At 72.2% G+C, this 22,353-nt stretch carries 21 protein-coding genes and 2 pseudogenes; 10 read left to right on the top strand and 13 right to left on the bottom strand.

The features are described 5' to 3' along the window. Positions 1-35: 35 nt before the first annotated feature. A complete protein-coding gene (locus ACFY01_RS01565; RefSeq protein WP_390734044.1) occupies positions 36-176 on the bottom strand; it encodes a hypothetical protein in 141 nt (46 codons plus the stop codon). Positions 177-200: 24 nt separating this feature from the next. Beyond that, positions 201-1,127, bottom strand: coding sequence for a DUF5996 family protein (locus ACFY01_RS01570; protein ID WP_390733592.1), 927 nt, complete (start codon positions 1,125-1,127; stop codon positions 201-203). Positions 1,128-1,328: 201 nt separating this feature from the next. Between ACFY01_RS01570 and ACFY01_RS01575 the strand changes: the two genes are divergently transcribed. Together ACFY01_RS01575 and ACFY01_RS01580 are read left to right on the top strand one after the other, a co-directional pair. Then, positions 1,329-5,510 carry a beta-galactosidase gene (locus tag ACFY01_RS01575; RefSeq protein WP_390733593.1) on the top strand — a complete coding sequence of 1,394 codons (4,182 nt, stop codon included), beginning with the start codon at positions 1,329-1,331 and terminating at the stop codon, positions 5,508-5,510. A 297-nt stretch (positions 5,511-5,807) separates the two neighbouring features. Continuing rightward, the gene (locus tag ACFY01_RS01580) at positions 5,808-7,019 is read left to right on the top strand and encodes a hypothetical protein (RefSeq protein ID WP_390733594.1); all 1,212 of its coding nucleotides are present in this window, start codon (positions 5,808-5,810) and stop codon (positions 7,017-7,019) included. Positions 7,020-7,068: 49 nt separating this feature from the next. Here ACFY01_RS01580 and ACFY01_RS01585 read toward each other — a convergent pair whose 3' ends face one another. The 3 genes from ACFY01_RS01585 to ACFY01_RS01595 form a co-directional block, all read right to left on the bottom strand. Continuing rightward, positions 7,069-7,776: a B3/4 domain-containing protein gene (locus tag ACFY01_RS01585; RefSeq protein WP_390733595.1), complete on the bottom strand. Its 708-nt coding sequence runs from the start codon at positions 7,774-7,776 to the stop codon at positions 7,069-7,071. A gap of 43 nt (positions 7,777-7,819) precedes the next feature. Then, entirely contained in the window at positions 7,820-8,467 is a 648-nt protein-coding gene (locus ACFY01_RS01590) for an FMN-binding negative transcriptional regulator (protein ID WP_390733596.1), read from the bottom strand. A 70-nt stretch (positions 8,468-8,537) separates the two neighbouring features. Beyond that, positions 8,538-9,374 carry an EamA family transporter gene (locus ACFY01_RS01595; protein ID WP_390733597.1) on the bottom strand — a complete coding sequence of 279 codons (837 nt, stop codon included), beginning with the start codon at positions 9,372-9,374 and terminating at the stop codon, positions 8,538-8,540. A gap of 196 nt (positions 9,375-9,570) precedes the next feature. On the opposite strand from ACFY01_RS01595, the gene ACFY01_RS01600 reads away from it, so the two are divergent. The 4 genes from ACFY01_RS01600 to ACFY01_RS01615 all read left to right on the top strand — a co-directional run bounded on the left by ACFY01_RS01600 (position 9,571) and on the right by ACFY01_RS01615 (position 11,607). After that, positions 9,571-10,155, top strand: coding sequence for a helix-turn-helix domain-containing protein (locus ACFY01_RS01600; protein ID WP_390733598.1), 585 nt, complete (start codon positions 9,571-9,573; stop codon positions 10,153-10,155). A gap of 110 nt (positions 10,156-10,265) precedes the next feature. Then, entirely contained in the window at positions 10,266-10,754 is a 489-nt protein-coding gene (locus ACFY01_RS01605; protein ID WP_390733599.1) for a MarR family winged helix-turn-helix transcriptional regulator, read from the top strand. Next, positions 10,751-11,197, top strand: a complete 447-nt coding sequence (locus ACFY01_RS01610) for a MarR family winged helix-turn-helix transcriptional regulator (protein ID WP_390733600.1) — start codon at positions 10,751-10,753, stop codon at positions 11,195-11,197. The genes ACFY01_RS01605 and ACFY01_RS01610 overlap by 4 nt, the downstream gene beginning before the upstream one ends. A 62-nt stretch (positions 11,198-11,259) precedes the next feature. After that, positions 11,260-11,607 carry a tetratricopeptide repeat protein gene (locus ACFY01_RS01615; RefSeq protein WP_390734020.1) on the top strand — a complete coding sequence of 116 codons (348 nt, stop codon included), beginning with the start codon at positions 11,260-11,262 and terminating at the stop codon, positions 11,605-11,607. 206 nt (positions 11,608-11,813) lie between these two features. Here ACFY01_RS01615 and ACFY01_RS01620 read toward each other — a convergent pair. From ACFY01_RS01620 to ACFY01_RS01630, 3 genes and pseudogenes are all read right to left on the bottom strand, one after another. Beyond that, positions 11,814-11,966, bottom strand: a pseudogene (locus tag ACFY01_RS01620) (M56 family peptidase); the annotation flags it as partial. A gap of 6 nt (positions 11,967-11,972) precedes the next feature. Further along, the gene (locus tag ACFY01_RS01625) at positions 11,973-12,443 is read right to left on the bottom strand and encodes a BlaI/MecI/CopY family transcriptional regulator (protein ID WP_390733601.1); all 471 of its coding nucleotides are present in this window, start codon (positions 12,441-12,443) and stop codon (positions 11,973-11,975) included. 37 nt (positions 12,444-12,480) lie between these two features. Next, a complete protein-coding gene (locus ACFY01_RS01630; protein ID WP_390733602.1) occupies positions 12,481-13,890 on the bottom strand; it encodes a PepSY-associated TM helix domain-containing protein in 1,410 nt (469 codons plus the stop codon). A 133-nt stretch (positions 13,891-14,023) separates the two neighbouring features. On the opposite strand from ACFY01_RS01630, the gene ACFY01_RS01635 reads away from it, so the two are divergent. Beyond that, positions 14,024-14,674 carry a peptide deformylase gene (locus ACFY01_RS01635; RefSeq protein ID WP_390733603.1) on the top strand — a complete coding sequence of 217 codons (651 nt, stop codon included), beginning with the start codon at positions 14,024-14,026 and terminating at the stop codon, positions 14,672-14,674. 226 nt (positions 14,675-14,900) lie between these two features. Here ACFY01_RS01635 and ACFY01_RS01640 read toward each other — a convergent pair whose 3' ends face one another. Next, positions 14,901-16,331 carry a dihydrolipoyl dehydrogenase family protein gene (locus ACFY01_RS01640; protein WP_390733604.1) on the bottom strand — a complete coding sequence of 477 codons (1,431 nt, stop codon included), beginning with the start codon at positions 16,329-16,331 and terminating at the stop codon, positions 14,901-14,903. 119 nt (positions 16,332-16,450) lie between these two features. On the opposite strand from ACFY01_RS01640, the gene trxA reads away from it, so the two are divergent. Continuing rightward, positions 16,451-16,831, top strand: a complete 381-nt coding sequence (trxA, locus tag ACFY01_RS01645; protein WP_390733605.1) for a thioredoxin — start codon at positions 16,451-16,453, stop codon at positions 16,829-16,831. A 48-nt stretch (positions 16,832-16,879) separates the two neighbouring features. Here the strand turns inward: trxA and ACFY01_RS01650 are convergent, their stop codons facing one another. Next, on the bottom strand, positions 16,880-18,325 hold the full coding sequence (locus ACFY01_RS01650) for a benzaldehyde dehydrogenase (protein WP_390733606.1): 1,446 nt from the start codon (positions 18,323-18,325) through the stop codon (positions 16,880-16,882). A 94-nt stretch (positions 18,326-18,419) separates the two neighbouring features. Further along, the gene (locus tag ACFY01_RS01655) at positions 18,420-19,466 is read right to left on the bottom strand and encodes a LacI family DNA-binding transcriptional regulator (protein ID WP_390733607.1); all 1,047 of its coding nucleotides are present in this window, start codon (positions 19,464-19,466) and stop codon (positions 18,420-18,422) included. 61 nt (positions 19,467-19,527) lie between these two features. On the opposite strand from ACFY01_RS01655, the pseudogene ACFY01_RS01660 reads away from it, so the two are divergent. Next, positions 19,528-20,016: pseudogene (locus ACFY01_RS01660) on the top strand (FAD-dependent monooxygenase); the annotation flags it as partial. 7 nt (positions 20,017-20,023) lie between these two features. Here ACFY01_RS01660 and ACFY01_RS01665 read toward each other — a convergent pair. Continuing rightward, the gene (locus ACFY01_RS01665; RefSeq protein WP_390733608.1) at positions 20,024-20,704 is read right to left on the bottom strand and encodes a TetR/AcrR family transcriptional regulator; all 681 of its coding nucleotides are present in this window, start codon (positions 20,702-20,704) and stop codon (positions 20,024-20,026) included. Positions 20,705-20,805: 101 nt separating this feature from the next. Between ACFY01_RS01665 and ACFY01_RS01670 the strand changes: the two genes are divergently transcribed. Continuing rightward, on the top strand, positions 20,806-21,363 hold the full coding sequence (locus ACFY01_RS01670; protein WP_390733609.1) for an NAD(P)H-dependent oxidoreductase: 558 nt from the start codon (positions 20,806-20,808) through the stop codon (positions 21,361-21,363). Positions 21,364-21,450: 87 nt separating this feature from the next. Here ACFY01_RS01670 and ACFY01_RS01675 read toward each other — a convergent pair whose 3' ends face one another. Further along, complete coding sequence (locus ACFY01_RS01675; protein ID WP_390733610.1) at positions 21,451-21,915, bottom strand: LLM class flavin-dependent oxidoreductase; 465 nt, start codon at positions 21,913-21,915, stop codon at positions 21,451-21,453. Between the last annotated feature and the right edge of the window lie 438 nt (positions 21,916-22,353).

A 22,353-nucleotide genomic window follows, 5' to 3' on the forward strand; every position in this document is an offset into this window, starting at 1 on the left:
CCGCGACCGTCCGCGGCCGGCCCGGCGCTCGGCCGTCACAGTGACGGCGCGACCGTGGCGAGCCAGAGGGCCCACATGGCGACCATGTCGTCGCCGGCCCGTCGCCGTAGGTCCAGCAGGCCGCTGACCACCGCTCCGCCTTGGCCACCGGTGGCTCCGAGCACCGCTACGGTCATGGCACCCACCCTTTCAGAGCTTGTTCACGGCCGTGTGGCGGGCAGGCACGGGTCGGTGATCCCGTGCGGACAGGCCAGGGCGTCGATGTCCCATCCGGCGCGGCGGGCGCCGGCGAGGTAGGCGCTCTCGTAGAAGGCCAGGACCGCCCCCTTCGGGTCGGCCTGACCGCGTGCGTCGTCGTAGCGCAGCACAGCCAGGTGGCTGCCCGCGCGGGGGACCCACTCGGCTGCGGCGGGTGTGAGCGGCTCGTCGGTCAGGTGCGCCGGCTCGGGCGCGGTGTAGGAGTAGAAGGCGGGCTCGGCCCAGTGGGCGTCGCCGAACCAGAAGCCGAAGCTGATGACCTCGCGTGAATAGGCTTCGCGGGTGACCCGATCGACCTGCGGCGGCTGGTCGACTTTTTTGTCGGAGAACCGGGTGCAGGCGATGTCGAAGGTGTGCCAGAAGTGGTGCACCGCGCTGACCTTGCCCGAGAACCCGGCCGCGAACTCCTCCAGTACCAGGGCCACTTGGCTCAGCACCTGCCAGTAGCGGTTCGCCCAGACGGGATCGTACGCGGCGTGCTCGACGTCCTCGGCGAACGGCCGTGCCGCATCGGGCAGATCGAACGGACGGGGAAGCGCGATCTCGGCGTCGACGCCCAGCGCGGCCAGGGCTTCCAGAGTCAGGCGATGGAAGGAGGCGACCGACTGGCCGAGCAGGGAGAAGGCGACCGTGCGGCCCTCCAGTGTGGTGACCACCAGTTGGTGATCGACGAAGTCGAAGTCGATGGTGAAGATCCGTGTTCCGTCCACGCGGCCCATCGGGCGCGTCGTGATGCCACGTCCCGTGAGGTGGAAGGCGACGTTCCACCAATGGTTGCGCCGGGGGCTCTCAGCGAGCCGGATCTTGCCGACGACCTGCGTGAACCGGTGGACCGTCTCCTTGGTGTCACGCCACTCGGCAAGAGGCATGGGAGGAAACATCTGCTGAGTTCCTTCGCTCGCGGTGCTGGTGAGACCTACGGTTTTCGCCCACTTCCAGCCTGACGCCCGAACCGTGCCATCGCATGCCGAACCAGCCCCGCCCCATTGTGTTGCGCCTTGTGCCCCTTTACTGTTCGGCTTTGCCTGAGTCTGTTCGATACTGATTGCTCAGGCGGTATGGAGGCCGCAGTGCGGAGTAATCGGATCGATTCGAAAGCTGCGAGGCCCGGTCGCCGTCGTTGGTGGAGGACGGTCCTCGCGACGGCCGCGACCATCGCCCTGGGCGCGGGCACGACCGCGCCCGCCGCGGCGCGGGACGTCGGCGGGCAGGCATCCGCCGTCACGTCCGCCGCGAGTGACGGGGCGCACACGGTGAGCCTGGACGGCTACTCGTTCCTCGTCGACGGAAAGCGCACCTACCTGTGGTCCGGCGAGTTCCACTACTTCCGGCTCCCCAGTCCGGACCTGTGGCGCGACATCTTCCAGAAGATGAAGGCCGCCGGGTTCAACTCCACGTCGCTCTACTTCGACTGGGGGTACCACTCGCCGAAGCCGGGTGTGTACGACTTCAGCGGGGTGCGTGACGTCGACAAGCTGCTCGACATGGCCCAGGAGGCCGGGCTCTACGTGATCGCGCGCCCGGCGCCGTACATCAACGCGGAGGTCGACAGCGGCGGCCTGCCCGGCTGGATGACCACCGAGGAAGGGCGCAACCGCAGTGACGACCCGCAGTTCCTCAAGTACGCGGACGAGTGGCTGACCCGGATCGACCGGATCATCGCCCGCCACCAACTGACCAACGGCACCGGGTCGGTCATCGCCTACCAGGTCGAGAACGAGTACTACAACGGCTCGGCCGCCGGCCACTCCTACATGAAGCACCTTCAGGACAAGGCCCGCGCCGACGGCATCACCGTACCGCTGACCGGCAACAACAACGGCACCTTCAACTCCGGGACCGGCGCCCTGGACGTCGACGGACCGGACTCCTACCCGCAGGGCTTCAACTGCTCGAACCCCTCGAAGTGGAACGGCGTCCCCGACATCAGCTACGACCACCCGGACGGAAGGCCGCTGTACTCACCGGAGTTCCAGGGCGGCGCCTTCGACCCCTGGGGCGGCCCCGGCTACGACAAGTGCGCCCAGCTGATCAACGACCAGTTCGCCAACGTGTTCTACAAGCAGAACATAGCCGTCGGCGCCACCGCGCAGAGCTTCTACATGACCTACGGCGGCACCAACTGGGGCTGGCTCGGCATGCCGGAGAACTACACCTCCTACGACTACGGGGCCGCGATCCGCGAGAACCGCCGGCTCGATCCGAAGTACGACGAGGACAAGCTGATCGGATACTTCACGCAGGCGGTCGCCCCGCTGACCAAGACCGCGGCGATCAGGACCACGCCGCCGGACGACTCCGCGGTCGTCGACACCGCCCGGATGAACCCCGACACCAAGACGCAGTTCCACGTCCTGCGCCACGGGAACTCCACGTCCACGGCGGTCGACAAGACGCACATCTCGCTGGACTTCGACGCCCAGCCGTCCACGGACACCACCTACACCTGGGACGACCCCGACGCCGCGCTCCAGTACAGCGGTTCGTGGTCGCACGTGGCCGACACGAGCTACACGGGCGGCGACTACAAGCACACCGAGTCGTTCTCCGGCAAGGCCGGTGACTCGGTCACCGTCCCCTTCGACGGCACCGCGATCCGCTGGATCGGCTCGAAGACCGACAACCACGGCTACGCCGACGTCTACCTCGACGGCACCAAGGTGGCCACGGTCGACGACTCCGGCAGCGAGAACCAGGCGGTGCTCTTTGAGAAGACCGGGCTGGCGCCCGGGGGTCACACGCTGAAGATCGTCGTCGACGGGAACCACAGCTCGGGGTCCACGGACAACTACGTGTCCATCGACGCCATCGACGTGCCGACGGCCGATACCGCGACGCCGACCTACCCGGTCGTGCCGCAGCAGCCGGGCACCGCGATCACGCTCGACGGGCGCGACTCGCACGTGATCGTGGCCGACTACCGGCTCGGGGACTCCCAGTTGCGGTACTCGACGTCGGAGATCATGACCCACGCGGCCATCGGCGACCGGGACGTCGCCGTGCTCTACGGCGACCCGGGCAGCGACGGTGAGACAGTCCTCCGCTACTCCGCCAGGCCCACGGTGACCACCAGCGGCGGCACGGTCACCACCACCTGGGACGAGGCCACCGGTGACCTGCGCCTCAACTACACGCACAAGGGCCTGATCCGCGTCAGCGTCAGCGGCGGCGGAAAGCGCCCGCTGTTGCTGCTCGTCGGCGACAAGGCCACGGCGAAGACCTTCTGGCGCCAGGACACGGCGGCCGGCCCCGTCCTCGTGCGCGGCACCCACCTGCTGCGGACGGCGACCGGTCCGGACGGCGGCCACACCGTGGCGCTCACCGGTGACAACGCCGACGACAAGGACATCGAGGTGTTCACCTCCGCCGACCACGTCACCTGGAACGGCAGGGCGCTGGACACCAAGGCCACCGACACAGGAAGCCTCACCGGGCAGATCCCGGTGGCCGCCCCGGTGCACCTGCCGGCGCTGACGAACTGGAAGCACGCCGACGAGTCCCCCGAAGCGGCCCCCGGTTTCGACGACTCCGGCTGGCAGGTGGCCGACAGGACGACCACCAACAGCGTCTCCGGCGTCAACTCGCTGCCGGTGCTCTACGCGGACGACTACGGCTTCCACACCGGCAACACCTGGTACCGCGGCCGCTTCCGCGCCGGCGGCAAGGAGACCGGCATCCACCTGGTCTCCGACTCCGGTGGGGACGCGCAGGCGTTCTCCGCCTGGCTCAACGGCACCTTCCTGGGCAGCTCCACCACGGGCAGCGCCGACTTCACCTTCCCGGCCGGTTCGGTGAGGTCCAAGGGGTCCAAGGACGACAACGTCATCTCCGTGCTCACCGTGAACATGGGCCACGAGGAGGACTACAACTCCACCAACGGCAACAAGACAGCCCGCGGCCTGACCAGCGCCTCCCTCGTCGGAGCGCCGCTGACCTCCGTCACCTGGCGGCTCCAGGGCGTATGCGGCGGCGAGGACCCGCAGGACACGGTGCGCGGCCCGCTCTCGACCGGCGGCCTGTACGGCGAGCGGGCCGGCTGGTCCCTGCCGGGCTACCCGGACGACAAGTGGAGCAAGGTGTCCCTGCCGACGACCGACACCCGCCCCGGGGTCTCCTGGTACCGCACCGACGTCGCCCTGGACCTGCCCCGCGGCCAGGACACCTCGCTCGGGCTGACGTTCACCGACGACCCGGCGCGCAAGTACCGCGCGACGATCTTCGTCAACGGCTGGCAGGTCGGCAACTACGTCAACTACCTCGGCCCGCAGCACACCTTCCCCGTCCCCAACGGGATCCTGAACCCGAACGGCCACAACAGCGTCGCCATCGCCGTGTGGAACCTGGACGGCAGCACCGGCGGGCTCGGCAAGGTCTCGCTCACGAACTACGGCAGCTATGCCTCGTCCCTGCGCATCGCGCAGAACGACAGCCCCCGCTACAGTCACAAGAAGTACGCGATGCCGAAACGGCCGGGGACGGAAATCACCCTGGACGTGCCGGACACCGCTCAGTCAGGAAAGGCCTTCACGGCCGAGGCGACGGTGCGGGTACCGAAGGACAGAGCGTCCGCCTCCCGGCTGACGGCCTCGCTCTCCGCGCCCGACGGCTGGAGCGTGAGCGCCACGGGCCCCACGTCGGTCGAGCGCCTGCGCGCAGGCGCCTCGGCCACCTTCACCTGGAAGGTCCAGCCGCCGGACGGACAGCTGCCGTCCGCCTCGGCGGTCACCGCCACGGTGCGCTACCGGCAGAACGGACGGCAGACCACCGGCGGCGACGAGCGCATCGTGGGCGGGATTCCGCCGGCTCCCCCGTCCGGGAAGAGCGCTGTGAGCGACCTGTCGTTCCTGTCGGCCACCAACGGGTGGGGCCCGGTGGAACGGGACAGCAGCGTCGGCGAGCAGGCCGCCGGCGACGGCCGCCCGATCGGTATCGCCGGCACCGGTTACACCAAGGGCCTGGGCACCAACGCGGTCAGCGACGTCGAGCTCTATCTCGCCGGACGGTGTTCGCGGTTGACGGCGGACGTCGGTGTCGACGACGAGACAGGTGGCGGGGGAACGGTGACGTTCTCCGTGGTCGCCGACGGCAAGACCCTGGTGACCACGCCGACGCTCCACGGCAAACAGGCCGCGGTGCCCATCGACGTCGACGTCAGCGGCGCCCAGGTGGTCGACCTCAGGGTCGGTGACGCCGGCGACGGCAACGGCCAGGACCACGGTGACTGGGCGAAGCCGACGCTGACCTGCGGCTAGCACCGTCCGCGGGCTGACGGAGCAGTTGGGGCGCCTCGACCGACGGGAATCCGTGGGCCGAGGCGCCGGGTCTGTCCGGAGAAGAGCCCGGAGAAGAGCCCGGAGACGAGCTACGCCCATGGCGGATGGCAGGCATGCCAAACGTCGATCGCACCGCGGTCTGTTGTTGCCGCGGAGCCGTGGGTGGCGCCGGCCGTGACTGGAAGAATCACCACGTTCGATCCCCCCGCAAGGACAAGAAAGGCACATGCCGTGGCTCACCCGCTCCCCAGGCCCTTACGCACCACAGTCCCCGCCATGGTGCTGCTCGTCGGCGCCCTGAGTGCGCTCCCGGACCCCGCGCAGGCCGCGGCCCGGGCCGAGGCACTGGGCACGTACAACCAGAGCCGCGGCACCGTCTCCCTCACCGGCCGGCAGTACGGCACCACCGCCGCCGACATCAACGCCGTACTGGTCTCGGGCGGCACCCTGAATCTGGGCGACTCCACGCTCACCAAGTCCGGCGACACCACCGATCTCGACAACAGCCGCATCTACGGCCAGAACGCCGCGGTGCTGGCCGAGTACGGCGCCGCGATCAACCTCTCCGACAGCGAGGTCGTCACGGACGGCAAGGGCGCCGGCGGGGTCTTCGTCACCAACGACGGCTCGGCCCTGTCCGTGACGGGCGGCCGCGTCACCACCTCCGGCGGCCACTCCAACGCCGCCGACGCCAATCTCGGCGCCACGATGAGCCTGCGGGACGTCGACCTCACCACGACCGGGGAACAGTCCGCCGCCGCGGCGGCCACGCTGGCCGGCGCCCGGCTCACCCTCACCGGCGGCACCGCCACCGCCACCGGCCCGTCGTCGCCCGCCCTCGCCTCCACCGGAACGCTCACCGCCTCCGACACCACGATCGACTCGGCCGACGACTACGCGGCCACCGTGGACGGCGCCAACACCCTCACCCTCGACCACGTGACCGCCACCGGCGCGGCAGGCGGTATCAGGGCCTTCGACAGCGCCGACGGCACACCGCGCGGCTCCGCCACGGTGACGGTCCGGGGCGGTTCGCTGGACGCGGGCGGCGGCGACGCCTTCCGCGTCGACGGCACCAACGCGACCCTCACCGTCCAGGACGGCGCCGCGATCACCGCCGACGGCCGCCTCCTCACCGTGCTGAACGGCGGCACGGCCACCCTCACCGCGGTCGCCGAGACGCTGACCGGAGACGTACTCGCCACGGGTGGCGGCCACGCCTCGGTCGCCCTCACGGGAGGAACGGCCCTGTCCGGCAGCACGACCGGTACGGCACTGACCCTCGACGCCGGCAGCCGCTGGAACGTCACCGCCGACTCCGCGCTCACCACCCTCTCCGACCCCGACGGCATCTCCGGCGACACCATCGCCAACATCATCGGAAACGGTCACACCGTCACGTACGACCCCACCCTCGACGCGAACAGCGACCTGGACGGCCGCACCTACGCCCTGCGGGGCGGAGGCTCACTGCGCCCCGCCTCGTGACCGGGCCTCTTGGCCGCCGCGGTCGCCACCGAGAAGGACCGGGGAACGGTCAGGCGGTGGCCTGGGCCTGGGCCGGGCTGAGGTAGGCCACGGTGGTCTGTCCGGCGTGTGCGGCCAGGAGCGCCTGGAGTTCGTCGGCCGCGACCTTCAGGAGGTCGCCGTCGCGGGTGGCGTCGAGGGTTTCGAGGACGAAGGCGACGTGCGTGGAGTCCTCGGTGACACGGGTGCGATGGGCGTCGCGGTGGTTCCAGTGGCGGGTCAGCACGCCGGTGGTGTCCGCGTAGATGATCTCGCCGGGCTTGGGGTTCTCCACGGTGCCGGGTTCGCCGAGCGGGGTGAAGGACTCGGTGCCGTCCGCGTGGCGGATGTCGACGTCGCCGGTGACGTGGTCCAGGTCGAAGGCACCGGCGGGCAGGCCATGGCGGACGGAGACGGCATTGTAGGAGTCGACGGCCGGGTTGATGCGCGGCAGGCTGCCCTTCTTGGCGAGACGGCGGCCGAGGGCGTCGACGCTGGGCCGGATGCGGCGGGGGTTGGTGCCGAAGGAGCGGTAGGCGGTGTGCCACGCCCCGATGCGGGGGTCGGTCTCGTCGGCGGGCTGCCAGGTGCCGTCGGCCAGCTGCTGCTCCAGCTCCGTCAGGGCGGCGTCGGTGTGCGGCCAGGGTTCGTGGCCGTGCAGGCCGGTGGCGGTGACCAGGGCGATGAGGGTGTCGGGGAAGGCCGCTGCGACGGCGGGGGCGAGGCGGAAGGCGGGCATGGGCGGGGTTTCCGTTTCTGCGTGCGGACGTTGCGTACGGGGGTCAGGGCTTCCAGGGGCCGACGCGGTCCAGGCGGCGGAGCTGCTGGCGTGCGGTGGGCACGTCCAGGCCCTGGCCGCGTTCGGTGAGGCGGTCGGCGACGGCGGCACGGTGTTCGACCGGCTTGTGGTCGTCGTACTTGAACTTGGCCAGCACGTCGGTGACTTCCAGGCGCAGCCCGCGGATCCCGGACAGCATCCGGCCGTAGGGCGGTTGGCCGACCGCGACGGGGGCGTGGTCGCCGTCGGGCTGGAAGTGGGTCAGCTGGCGGCGCAGCAGCTCGGCCTTGGCCTCGGGGTCGTCGACGATGTGGGCGCGGCAGCTGAACTGGACGGCCGCGTAGTAGCTGGTGGGCACGCCGTCCGTGGGCGGGGTGCCGGGCCCCGCGCGCCAGGGGCCGGGGACGAAGGCGTAGTCGCCGATGACGGTGAAGGTGACGTTCGGGTCGTGCTCGATCGCCGTCCAGACCGGGTTGGGCCGGGCGAGGTGGACGAGGAGGTCGCGGTCGTCACAGGAGAAGTGGGTGGGGACGACGGTGGGCGGCCGGCCGGGCAGGCCGTTGACGCTCAGCTGCCCGAAGTCGTGGCCGTCGGCGATCCAGGTCTGCCATTCGGCCTCGTCGAGGCTGGTGTCCCAGGGCTGTATGAACATGCGGGTTCTCCTTGCGCGGTCGAGGTCGGGGGCGCGGCCGGGGCGGGCCGCGCGACCGCTGGGGTGGGGCTCAGGTCAGGGCGAGGAGGCCGACGGCCACGGCGGCGGTGCCCAGGCCGACGAGCTGGCCGCGGTGGATGCGCTCGGCGAGCACGCCGCGGGCGAGCAGGACGGTGCCGGCCGGGTAGAGCGCGGTGATCACGGCGACCACGGTCAGGTCCCCGCTGCGGGCGGCGAGCAGGAACAGCAGGTTGGCCAGGGAGTCCAGTACGCCGGCGGCCGCCGACATCGGGTACGCGGGCCGTTCGGCGCCCAGCTTGCGGTGCAGCAGCCCCGCCGCGGCCAGGGTGACGGCCGAGGCGACGGCCCGGCCGGTGATCAGCGGGGCCACTCCGCTGTCGGACGGAGCCTGGTGCAGGCAGACCAGCTGGAGGGCGATGGCGGTACCCGCGCCGAAGGCCAGCAGCAGCGCCGTACGCGACGGGCGGCCGGCGCCCGCGCCGTGCCCGGCGCTGACCAGCACCACCGCGACCAGCGCGAGCGGCAGGCCCACCAGCCCGGCAGCGGTCAGCCGCTCGCCCTGGAGCAGTCCGACGCCGACGGGCAGCGCGGCGGAGACCAGCGCGGTCACGGGCGACAGCACGTTCATCGGGCCGATCGCCAGGGTGCGGTAGAGCAGGGCGAACGCGGCGGCCGAGGCGACCCCGGACGCGGCGCCCCAGACCAGAGCACCGGCGCCGAACGAGGCGCCGAGTACCGGCCACAGCAGCAGCTCGACCGCGAGACTGGCCGGGGCCGCGACCATCACGGTGCGCAGCACATGGGCCTTGCGGGCGCCGAGACCGCCGAGGAAGTCGGCGCATCCGTAGGCGAGTGAGCTGCCCAGGGCCAGCAGCAGAGCGATCACAGTACATCCCTTATCATCAGTGGAACGACCAGACCGTACAACGCAACGACCGGCCGTTGTCAACCGAACGACCGCGCGGTGCATCGAAGCGGACTATCGAACCACCGGTCCACCGAACAACGGACCACGGACCACGGACCACGGACCACGGACCACGGACCACGGACCACGGACCACCGCCGAGGATGGAGTTCACATGGCCGAGACGGCCGCAGCCCTGCGGACGGTCGCACACAACGTCCGGGCGGCCCGCACCCGCGCGGGCCTGTCCCTGGACGAGCTCGGCCGGCGCGCCCAGGTCAGCAAGGGGGCCCTGGTGGCGCTGGAGAAGGCCCAGGGCAATCCCAACCTGGCCACCCTGGTCCGGCTGGCCGACACCCTGGGCATCTCGGTGTCCGCGCTGATGCAGGGACCGTCCGACAACCGGGTCCGGGTCGTGTCCGCCGACGCCGTCGCGCCCCTGTGGACCTCGGAGCGGGGCAGCGAGGCCAGGCTGATGCTGACGACCTCGGGCCCGGCGCCCGTCGAGGTCTGGCGCTGGCGACTGGAACCCGGCGAGGAGTACCCGAGCCATCCCCACCAGGCCGGAGTCGTGGAGACCGTCAGCGTCGTCCACGGCCGCATGACCCTGGTGGTCGACGGCACCGAGCACCCCGTCGAGGCCGGCCAGACCGCCACGTTCGACGGCGACACCCCGCACACCTACCGCGGCGCGGGCGACGAGACCTGCCACCTGATCATGACGGTCCATCTGCCGCCGGGGCCCGCCACCACGGCCTGACCGGGGCGCTCGCCGCGGCGACGGGGCGGACACCGCCGGGCGCTCGGCCGCACGACTCCGCCGCCCAAAAATAGTAGCCATGTACATAGTAGCCATGTACTGTATCCGTCATGAGCAGCGGTTCCGAAGGGGCCACGCCCGGATTCCTGGTGTGGCGGTTGTCGATGAAGTGGCGGGTCGCGGTCGATCGGGCGGTGGCCCCGCTGGGCCTCACGCACGCCCAGTACTCGCTCGTGGCGTCGCTGTACGGGATGCGGCGCTCGGGGCTGCGGCCCAGTCAGCGCCGGCTCGCCGACCACACCGGCCTGGAGCCGCTGTACGTGTCCAAGCTGGCGCGCTCCCTGGAGTCCGCCGGACTGATCGAACGCGCCAGGGACCCCCGCGACCCGCGCGCGGTGCAGCTGGCGCTCACCGAGCAGGGCCACGAGGTCACCGGGCGGGCCATCGAGGTCGTACAGGGACTGCTGCGGCAACTGCTGGAGCCGCTCGGCGGACCCGGCAGCCCGCGGGCCCGTGAGTTCACCCGCGACCTGGCGACCCTGCTCGACGCACCGCTTGACCCCTTCACCACGAACGGCAACGAGACGGAGCAGTCATGACCACCACCGCACCCACCTTCGGCCCCCGCGTCATCGCGCTCGCCCACTACGCCTCCCGCGCGGTCCTGGAAAGCGCGCTGGCCCCGCACGGCGTCAGCTTCCAGCAGTCCGTCACCCTGCGGCTCGCCGCCGTCGCGGACGGGCCGGTCACGCCGGCCCACCTCGTCGACGGCGTCACCGGCGCCCTGAAGGTGGACGAGGCCGACGTGCGCGGGACCATCGAGGAGCTGATCTCCCTGGGCTTCCTGGCCCCCGAGGAACCGTCCCTCATCCGCATCACGGACGCCGGACGGGAGTTCTACGCCAGGATCTCCGCCACGACCGCGCCCGTCACCGCCAGGATCTACGCCGGTATCTCCGACGAGGACCGGGCCGTCGCGGGGCGCGTCCTGGCCCTGATCACCGAACGGGCCGACGCCGAACTGGCCACCCTGAGCAGGTAGTGGAATATTGAACAACCTGGTTCCGTTGTCGGCCCCGAAGGAGGTCACCAGTGGAGTCTCGAGTGGACACGACGTACTACGACCAGGGAACGGCGGCGGAGCGCTGGGAGCGGGCTCGGCTGTTCTTCGACGCCAAGGACTACGCGGGCGCGGCCCGTGTGCTGGCCGGGCTGGTCGAGGAGGTGCCGGAGCAGACCGGACCCCGGCTGCTGCTGGCGCGCTCCTACTACCACTCGGCCCAACTGCGCCGCGCCGAGTCCGAGTTGCGCCTCATCGTCGAGCGCGACCCGGTCGAGCACTACGCCCGGCTGATGCTGGGCCGCACGCTCCAGCGGCAGGGGCGGCACGCCGAGGCGGAGTCGCACCTGCGGATCGCCTCGGCGCTGGCGGGCGACTTCGAGACCGTCTGAGCAGCACGGACGCGACACGGCAGAGGGTCCGGTTCCGCCGAGGAACCGGACCCTCTCTGCTCGGGTCCCCGGATCAGAGCGGCGTCGCCGCGCGCAGGATCAGGAACAGGGTGACCGCCGAGTTCGCCGAGGACATGACGGAGACCAGGGTGCCCACGGCGGTGAACTCCGGCGGCCAGGTGCGGGCCACGGGTGCGGGCGCCGGCGGCCAGGCAGAGCGTGCTGCACCCGGCCATGGCCACGGCGACCGCGGTCAGCAGCCGGGTGGCCGTGCGCGGGTGCAGGTGCACCTCGGGGAGCCGGGCGACCGGCCACGCGGACAGCGGCAGCACCAGCGGCAGGAAGACCAAGTCCCCCAGGGGCCGTCAGTCTTCCGTACCGCCGGGCCGTCCGGGTCCGGTGCTCCGAGTGTCCACCGAGCCCCGCGCCTCCCGGTCCTCCCCCGCCTCCTGCGGCGCCCGGGCGTCCGCCGCCTCCAGCAGGGCGCGCAGGACCTGTTCGTCGCCGGGCGGCAGGGCGGTGACGAAGCTGGCGAGTACGGCCTCGCGGTCCCGTTCGCCGTCGAGGAGACGGCGCATCCTGAGGGCCGCGAGACGGGCCACGTCGGCGGTAGGCGTCCATACGAAGGAGCGGCCCCGCCGTTCGCGGGAGACGACGTCCTTGGCGAGCAGCCGGGTCAGGATGGTCACGACGGTGGTGTGGGCGAGGTCGCCGCCGAGCCGCTGGCGCACCCAGGCCGCGGTGACCGGCCCCTCCGCCTCGCGCAGCGCGCCGAGGACCTGGCCCTCCAGTTCGCCCTGTCCGCGCCGCCGGGCCCGGCCGCCTTCCCGCGCCATGTCCCGCCTCCCTCCGGCGTCGGCGTGTCGGACCACGCTACTTCACGTCGGCCGCGCTCCCGTACGTCCTGCGCCCACGGCGGTGGGCGATCTCGCCGAGGACGATGTCCACGGCCAGGAAGGCCGCCAGCGGAATGCCGAGCAGCGGCACGAAGTAGCCGACGACGGCGATCGCCGCCATCGCCGGGACGAGGACGTACGGCGGCACCTGCGCCCAGGCGCCGCGCGGGACCGGGCGGCCGAAGGCGGAGCCGCGGCCGCGCTGCCACCACATGCGGTAGCCCCACAGGATCAGCAGGATCAGGGCGAGCGCGAGCAGCGCCAGCGCGATCTGGTTGACGATCCCGAACAGGATGCCGGTGTGCAGGTCGATGCCCCAGCGGGTCAGCTTGGCGAGCACCGGGTAGTCGTCGAACCGCAGGACGTCGGTGACCCGGCCGGTGGCCGGGTCGACGGCGACCGCGTCCTGCTTCTCGGGCCAGCTGCGCCGGACCTGCTTGACGACGTACGCCGTGCTCGCGTCGGCGGGCGGGACGATCTCGACCGGGTCGGTGAGGCCCTTGGCCCGGGCCGCGGCGAGGACCTTGTCGAGGCCGACGCCGTGCTCGGCGTCCCCTCCGGAGGCGGCGGCCGTGCCGTGGCCCGCGTGCTCGCCGCTCGCCGCGGCCGAGACCGAGGGGGTGGCCTGGCCGAGGGAGGTGCGCAGTTCGTCGATGTTGGCTCCGGCGTACGTCGACCAGGTCAGGCCGGTCGCCGACAGGAAGAAGAAGCCGGCCGCGGCCCACACGCCGACCGTGCCGTGCAGACCGAGGATGCGGCGCCGCCCGCTGGTGCCGCGCACCTTGCGCAGCGCGCGGCGCCGCGAGAACCACAGCGCCAGCCCGCCGCCGGAGACCACCCACAGCCAGCTCGCGGCGAACTCGCTGTAGAGGCGGCCGGTGTCACCGAGGTGCAGATCGCGGTGGAGTTCGTCGATCCAGGTCCGCAGGGGCAGCGCGCCGGTGGATCCGTACTGTTCGAGCGCGCCGCGCACCTTGCCGGTGTACGGGTCGACGAACACGGCGAGGGTGTGGTCGGCGCCGACGCCCTTGACGCCGGACAGCAGCACCCTGGTGGTCGCGTCCGCCTCCGGCGCGGGGCGCACGGCCGAGACGGTGCCCTCGGGGTGGGCCTTGCGGGCTGCGGCCACCTGCTCGGAGACGGGCAGCTGGCTCTTGCCGACCGGGACGGTCAGTTCATGGCCGTACACGAGCTTCTCGGCCTGGAACGAGCCGGCGTACAGCAGGCCGGTCACGGCGGCGACCAGCAGGAACGGCGCGACGAGTACGCCCGCGTAGAAGTGCAGGCGGAGGATCAGGGGACGCAGCGGGGCCCAGCGGTTCGGGGAGGGGCCCGGGGCGGGGCGTCGGGGAGCCTCGTCCGTGGTGGTCGAGGGAGCGGTGGACATCGGCGGGGTTCTCCGGGGGGCTCGTATCGCACGGTTGGTGGTCCAGTAGTCGGGGCGGCGGACGGGCCAGTTCCCCGCAGGTGAAGTGCTCTGCGTCACACGGGCGGTGCTGGGGCCGTGCGATCCTGGCGAGATGGCATCCGCATCTCCCTCCGGTCGTACGCCCCTTGCCGAGCGGGTCGAGGAACTCCTCGCCACCGACGGTCCGTTGCCGATCGTGGCGGCCGGTGACCCGGTGCTGCGGCGCGGGACCGAGCCGTTCGAGGGCCAGTTGGAGCCCGCGCTGCTGGCCCGCTTCGTCCAGGCGCTGCGCGTCACCATGCACGCGGCCCCGGGCGTGGGGCTCGCCGCGCCGCAGGTCGGGGTGGAACTGCGGATCGCGGTCATCGAGGACCCGGCGCCGGTGCCGGAGGAGATCCGGCTGGCCCGGGGGCGGGTGCCGCAGCCGTTCCGGGTGCTGGTCAACCCGTCGTACGAGCCCGTGGGCGATGCCCGGGCGGCATTCTTCGAGGGCTGCCTGAGCGTGCCCGGCTGGCAGGCGGTGGTGGCCCGGCACGCCGAGGTAAGGCTGCGGGCCGAGGACGAGCACGGGCGCGCGGTCGACGAGCTCTTCACCGGCTGGCCCGCGCGTATCGTCCAGCACGAGACGGACCACCTCGACGGTGTCCTGTACCTCGACCGCGCGGAGCTGCGCTCGCTGTCGTCCAACGAGACGATGGCGCAGCGGTGGACGGAGCCGGTACCGGAGGGGGCCGCGCGGGAGCTGGGGTTCGAGCTGCCGTAGGCGGTCCAGCCTGCTGGGGGCTCCGCCCCCAGACCCCCGGCCCATGCCCACCCACCACCCGTGCGAGTGGGCTGAAAGGCGCGGCTCCCCTCTCCAGTTCCGGCCCACTCTTATCCGGGGCGAAGCCCCGCGGGGTCGAAGGGGCGGAGCCCCTGGGGACGGGGGAGGGTAGGGGCGGCGGGGGCGAGACCGCGCTGGCCGCCCCCACCGCCCCGCGCGGACGCGCTCAGCCCCGGTACGCCTCCAGCAGCCGTAGCCACACCTCGCTCAGCGTCGGGTACGACGGGACGGCGTGCCACAGGCGGCTGATGGGGACCTGGCCGGCGACGGCGATCGTGGCCGAGTGGATGAGTTCGCCGACACCGGGGCCGACGAAAGTGACGCCGCGCAGGATCTCGTCCTCGAGGTCGACGACCATGCGGGCACGCCCCCGGTAGCCGTCGCCGTACAGGCCCGCCCCGGCGACGGAGGAGAACTCGACGTCGACGGCGCGGACCCGGTGCCCGGCCTGTTCCGCCTCGGCGAGGGAGAGGCCGACCGCGGCGGCCTCGGGGTCGGTGAAGACGACCTGCGGTACGGCCTCGTGGTCGGCGGTGGCCGCGTGGGCGCCCCAGGGTTCCGAGTCCGGGACCGTCCCGCCGGAGGCCCGGGCGGCGATGGCGGCGCCCGCGATACGGGCCTGGTACTTGCCCTGGTGGGTGAGCAGGGCGCGATGGTTGACGTCGCCGACGGCGTACAGCCACTCGGTGCCGGTGACGCGCAGGCTGTCGTCGACGTCCAGCCAGGAGCCCGGTTCCAGGCCGACGGTGTCGAGGCCGATGTCGTCGGTGCGCGGGGCGCGCCCGGTGGCGAACAGGATCTCGTCGGCCTCGATGCGGTCGCCCGAGCCGGTGACGGCCACGACGGTGCCGTTCTCCCGGGTCACCGACTCCACGGACGTGCCGGTACGGACATCGGCGCCCGCCTCCGTGAGCGCCTCGGCGACCAGTTCGCCGGCGAACGGTTCCATGCGGGACAGCAGGCCCTTGCCCCGGACCAGGACGGTGACCTGCGAGCCCAGGGCCAGCCAGGCGGTGGCCATCTCGGTGGCGACGACACCTCCGCCGACCACGATCAGCCGGCCCGGCGCGGACTTCCCGCTCGTGGCCTCCCGGCTGGTCCACGGCCGCACCTCGGCGAGCCCGGGCAGGTCCGGCAGCCCGGCCCGGGTGCCGGTGCACACGGCGACGGCGTGCCGGGCGGTGAGGGTGGTGAGCCGGCCGTCGGGACCGGTCACGGTGACCGTGCGGGGCCCGGCGAGCCTGCCGTGGCCCCGGTACAGGTCGGCGCCGATGCCGTCCAGCCAGCCGACCTGGCCGTCGTCCTTCCAGTGCGAGGTGTACTCGTCCCGCCGGGCGAGCACGGCGGCCGTGTCGAGGGGCCCCTGGACGGCCTGGCTCAGGCCGGGCAGGCGGCGGGCGTCGGCCCGGGCGATGACCGGCCGCAGCAGCGCCTTGCTGGGCATGCACGCCCAGTAGGAGCACTCGCCGCCGACCAGTTCGCTCTCGACGACCGCGGTGGTCAGACCCGCCGCACGGGTGCGGTCGGCGACGTTCTCCCCCACCGGGCCGGCCCCGAGCACGACGACGTCGTAAACGATGGATTCCGTTTCCGTCATGGGCCCAGTCTGGTGGGTGGTGTGCCCCGTGGCCACACGGGTAGGGGGCCGGAATATGTACTCAGCGGGCCGTGTTCTCCCCACGGCTCGCGCCCCCATGTCGAGGAAGAGGTAGACGCATGAGCAGCACCGTGGAGCTCACCAAGGAGAACTTCGACCAGACGGTCACGGACAACGAGTTCGTCCTGATCGATTTCTGGGCCTCCTGGTGCGGGCCGTGCCGTCAGTTCGCGCCCGTGTACGAGAAGGCGGCCGAGGAGAACCCGGACCTGGTGTTCGGCAAGGTGGACACCGAGGCCCAGCCGGAGCTGGCGCAGGCCTTCGGTATCCAGTCGATCCCGACCCTGATGATCGTCCGTGACCAGGTCGCCGTGTTCGCCCAGCCCGGCGCGCTGCCCGAGTCCGCGCTCACGGACGTCATCGGGCAGGCCCGGAAGCTGGACATGGACGAGGTCCGCAAGAGCATCGCCGCACAGCAGGGCGACGGGCAGGCGGAGTAACCCCGGTAAGGAGTAGCCCCGGTAACACGTACGTCTGGACGCGTTCGTCTAGAACGGATACGTCGCCACGTCCCCGCGCACCGTCGTCCAGCGCACCTCGGTGAAGGCCTCCAGGTTGGCCTCGCCGCCGAAGCGGGCGCCGGTGCCGGACGCGGCGATCCCGCCGAAGGGGGCCACGGCCTCGTCGTTCACCGTCTGGTCGTTGATGTGGACGATGCCGGTGGGAATGCGCTCGGCCAGGTCCAGGCCGCGTGCCGCGTCCCTGGTGACGATGCCCAGGGAGAGCCCGTACGGGCTGTCCGCGGCGAGGGCGGCCGCCTCGTCGGCGGTACGGAACGACCGTACGGGCGCGACCGGGCCGAACACCTCCTCGGTGTACGCGGGGCTGTCGTCGTCGACGCCGGCGAGGACCGTCGGCCGGTAGAAGAGCCGGTCGTGCGTACCGCCCGCGGCGAGCTTCGTGCCGCGCGCGGTGCTCGCCCCGACGAGGCCGTGGATCTTGGTGAGCTGGCCCTCGTCGATGACCGGGCCGAGGTGCACCTGGTCGCGGTGCGGGTCGCCGACCGCCAGGGAGTCGGCCTTGGCGGCGAGCCGTTCGACGTACTCCTCGTAGAGGGAGGCGTGCACCAGGTGGCGGCCGGTCGTCATGCAGATCTGCCCCTGGTGGAAGAACGAGCCCCAGGCGGCGGTGGAGATCACCGCGTCGATGTCGGCGTCCTCCAGCACGAGCAGCGCGGAGTTGCCGCCCAGTTCGAGGTGCGCGCGCTTGAGGTGGCGGCCGGCCGCCTCGCCGACCGCGCGGCCCGCCGCGGTGGACCCGGTGAAGGAGATCACCGGCACCCGCGGGTCCTCGACCAGGGCGGCGCCGACGTCGGCGCCGCCGGGCAGCACGTGCAGCAGGTCCTCCGGCAGCCCCGCCTCCGCGAGGACGGCGGCGAGGGCGAGTCCGCCGCAGACCGCGGTGCGCGGATCCGGCTTCAGCACGACCGCGTTGCCCAGGGCGAGGGCCGGGGCGACGGAGCGTATGGAGAGGATCAGCGGGGCGTTGAAGGGGGAGATCACGCCGACGACGCCGGCCGGGACCCGGCGGGTGTACGACAGCCGGGGGGCCTCGCTGGGCAGGACCTGTCCGGCGGGGCGGGAGGCGAGGGCGGCGGCCTCGTAGCACTCCTGGGCGGCGACGTGCAGTTCGAAGTCCGCCTTGCCGGGGACGGAACCGGACTCGCGGACGATCCACTCGCGCAGTTCTTCGGCGTGCGCGGTGAACAAGTCACCGGCCCTGCGCAGCACTTGGGCTCGGACGAAGTGGGGGGTGCGGGCCCAGTCCCGCTGTGCGGTGCGGGCCGCCCGCGCGGCCGCCTCGACGTCCTCGGGGGCGGCGAGGACGACCGTGCCGAGCGGGTCGCCGGTGGCGGGCTCGGTGACGGTGTACTGGATTCCGCGCAGTACACGGGAGTTGACGGACTGCCAGGTCTTGGGTTCGAGCAACGGCATGGCGGCTCTCCGATCGCCGGGGGGCATTTGGTTGAGCGCGCAACATCCTAGTCCGCGATCAGTCGCGCACTCGGCGACACGATCGGCCGCGCGCTCAGCTGGAGTCCCGCTGGACCACCGACGCACCCAGCACCTTGTGCGTCTCGGGTGCGACGCCGGGTTCGCGCACCGCCCGGTCGACGAGTTCGGCGAGTTCGCGGCCGGAGGGCAGCTCGATGTGGATCGTGCTGAGCCGGGGCCGCAGCAGCCGGCCGAGCATCAGGTCGTCGGACCCGATCACCGCCGTGTCCTCGGGGATGCGCACGCCCTCGTCCTGGAGGGCGCGCATCAGCAGCATCGCGTACTCGTCGTTGTACGCGAACACCGCGTCGAGGCCCAACTCCCGCCACCCGGCGGCCAGTCGGGCGGCGGCTTGCTCGTCATGGGCGAGCGGGAGCGCGGTGACCGTTGCGTCCGTGTCGCGCAGGGCCTGCCGTACGCCCTCCAGGCGGGGCCGGGAGAAGACCTCGAGGCCGGGCTCCTCGGGGACGACGACCCCGATGCGGCGCCGGCCGCGGGCATACAGGTGGGCGCCGGCGCAGTGACCGACGCCGGCATGATCCATCAGTAACGCGTGCGCGCCCTCGATCCGCTCGGGGCCGAGGGTGACGACGGCTCGGGCACCGGCCCGCTTGAGTACGGCGACACCCGCGGGACCGAGTCCGGCGCCGGGCAACAGCACGGCGACCGGCCGCAGTTCGGCCCATGCCCGGGCGGCCTCGTCGCCGTGCAGGCCGACGGTGCCGAACTGCACGACGGTGTAGTCCAACCGGCCGAGGGCCCACTGGAGTTCGTTGATGAACTGACCGTAGAGCGGGCCCGCGGGGACGGTGGGGGCGGGCATCAGCACCATGCGGCTGTGTCCGGCGCGCAGGCTGCGGGCGGCCGCGTGGGGCACGTACCCGAGTTCCTTCGCGGCCTGGTGGACACGGCGGCGCGTCGGCTCGCTGATCCGTACCGCACTGGTGTTGTTCAGGACGTAGGAGACGGTCGCGCGCGAGACGCCTGCCAGGCGGGCCACATCGGCGCTCGTGGGAACGGAGCGCGGTGCGGGCGACCCGGGCGAGGACGAGTTCGGTATCTGCACCATGACGTACCGCATCTTGGCAGAAGGCCGGGGGCCCGGGACGCGCGGGGGAAGGTGGTTCACGGTTGCACGGGTCGCGGAGGTGGTCGGCGGCGGCATGCTGTTCGCGCTCGGTGCGGGCCGGGGCTTCCTCGCCCACCGCGAGAGCGACGGCGGCCTCCATGTGTATACGGCCCTTCAGGCGCCCGAGGACTGGTTGGACGGCATCGACCTCACGGACACCGCGGCGGCCGAGGCGGCCGTGCTCGAACACTTCGCGGACTGGGACAAGAGCCTCAGGGCGCTGGTGGCGGACGCGGACGGCGCGCTGGTGCCGCGGCGGATCCTGCCGACGGGCCACCGCTGGGGGCGCGTCCCCGGTGTCACCCTGCTCGACGGCGCCGAACTGGGTCTCGCGGTCGCCGCGCACCTGGGCGATACCGAGGCGGCCCTGGCCGCGTACGAGGAGAAGCTGTTCCCGCGCAGCGAGAACTCCGCGGTCCGGTCCGCGGAGGGCGGCGCGCTTCTGTTCCGCGCCGACGCCCCGCAGGGGCTGGTCGACATGTTCGGCGCCCACGACGGCTGAGCGGGCCTCAGGCGGGCCGCGCCGCACCCGTCACACGGTCGACGAGGTCGGTCCAGCCGGCCTCCAGCCGTTCCATCGGCATCCCGCACTGCCTGGTCAGATGGCTGATCAGGGCGGGGTCGAGGTACGCCATCAGCGTCAGCGAGAGCAGCTCGCAGTCGGCGTCCGGCAGGATCTGCCGCAGCAGCACCGTGACATGCGTACGCAGGGCCAGGAACGCGGGGTGGGAGAACCGGCGGGTCGGCTCCGACTGCGCGGCCAGTTGCAGGTCCAGCCGCTCGGCGGAGCGGTACAGCACCGCCACACCGAACGCCCTCAGCCGCTCCAGGGGCGGCGCCCCGGGGCCCAGCGGCGGCGGCCCGCCGAGGAAGTCGGCCTGCAACTCCTTGTCCGAGTGGTCGAGCAGCGCCATCAGCAGTCCGGTGCGGTCGCCGAACCGGCGGAAGACGGTCCCCTTGCCCACCTGGGCCGCCGAGGCCACCGCCTCCATGGTGACCCCGGAGACCCCGTGCTCCGCGATCAGCCTGGCCGCGGCCTGAAGCAGCTTGGCGCGGTTGCGGGCGGCGTCGGCGCGCAGGCACGGCTCGTCGGGGGCCGGGCCGACCTCCAGCAACTGTGGCGTGTCGACGGGCTCCTCGGACTTCGGGAAGGGCGGCAGGGCGCTGGACATGAAGACAGCGTAAAGCACCGGGAACAAAACTGGACCGCGGTCCGGTTAAGGTGCTAGAAAGCTAACCGGACCTCGGTCCGGATCGTTACAGCGATGTTTCAGCCCCTTGGAGAACCCCCATGTCTGTTCGCATCCTTGCGCTCGTCGGCAGCCTCCGCGCCGGTTCGCACAACCGTCAGCTCGCCGAGGCGGCCGTCAAGCTCGCTCCCGAGGGTGCCGAGGTCGACCTGTTCGAGGGCCTGGCCGACATCCCCTTCTACAACGAGGACATCGACGTCGAGGGCGCCGTCCCGGCCGCCGCCGCCAAGCTGCGCGAGGCCGCCCAGGCCGCCGACGCGTTCCTGCTGTTCTCCCCCGAGTACAACGGCACCATCCCGGCCGTCCTGAAGAACGCCATCGACTGGCTGTCCCGTCCGTACGGCGCCGGCGCCTTCGGTGGGAAGCCCGTCGCCGTCGTCGGCACCGCGTTCGGCCAGTACGGCGGCGTGTGGGCCCAGGACGAGGCCCGCAAGGCCGTGGGCATCGCCGGCGGCAAGGTCATCGAGGACATCAAGCTCTCCATCCCGGGCTCCGTGACCCGCTTCGCCGAGACCCACCCGGCCGACGACGCCGAGGTCGCCGCCCAGCTGACCGAGGTCGTCGCGCGCCTGCACGGCAACGTGGGCGTGGCCGCCTGATCCCGGGCACCACACCCCGAGGGGGCCGGAAGCCGTAGAGGGCTCCGGCCCCTTCGCCGCGCCCGCGCCACCGCGCCGGCACCGCCCTCACCGCGTCAGGCGAGCCCGGCCAGCCGCTCGACGGCCGGTGCGGCGAACCGCTCCATCCACGCGGCCGTCTCGCCGCGGCGCGGGGCCGGGATCACCGTGTCGACGCCCAGCTTCGTGTAACCCTCGATGTCCCGGGTGAAGGCGTCGAGGTCGCCGGTGGTGGCCGGTGGTGGCCGGCTCGCCGGTGTAGGCGATGGTCTTGCGGACGGCGTCGTAGTCGCGGCCGACGGTGTCGCAGTGGCCGCGCAGGACGTCGAGCTTGTGCCTCAGTTCCCCCGGGGACGCGGGGACCAGGTTGCAGGCGTCCGCGTAGCGCGCGACCAGGCGCAGCGTCTTCTTCTCTCCCCCGCCGCCGATCATGATCTCCGGGTGCGGGTCGCTCACCGGCGTGGGCACGCACAGCGTCTCGGCGAGCCGGTAGTGCCGTCCCTCGAAGGGGCCGTCGGTGTCCGGATCCCACATCTGGAGAGAGGATCCGCAGGGTCTCCTCCAGCCGCTCGAACCGCTCCGCGAGCGGCGGACAGGGCACGCCCAGCCCCTGGTGCTCGCGGTCGTACCAGGCCGCGCCGATGCCCAGGGTGGCTCCGGTGACCAGCGCTCCGAGCCGCACGGGTCGAGGTGTTCCCGGCGAGGTGGCCGAGGGTCGTGCAGGCCTCCGGCATCGGGTCCTCGGCGCCGCCGTTGAACTCCATCTGGAAGTAGTGGTCCATCACCGACAGCCAGCTGACACCCACCGCCTCGGCCGCGGCTCCCGCGGCGGCCAGTTCGGCGCCGAGCGCGGGGCCGCCCCCGGAGTGGTCGAACCGGTTGATGTGTACGCCCACCCGTATGTCCGTCTCCGTTCCACCCGGTCTTCGATCGACGAGTGCGAGGCCAGGACTTCGAGCGCTCTCGAAGTCA

The sequence above is a fragment of the Streptomyces sp. NPDC001480 genome (genome assembly GCF_042894725.1).
Lineage (GTDB): Bacteria > Actinomycetota > Actinomycetes > Streptomycetales > Streptomycetaceae > Streptomyces.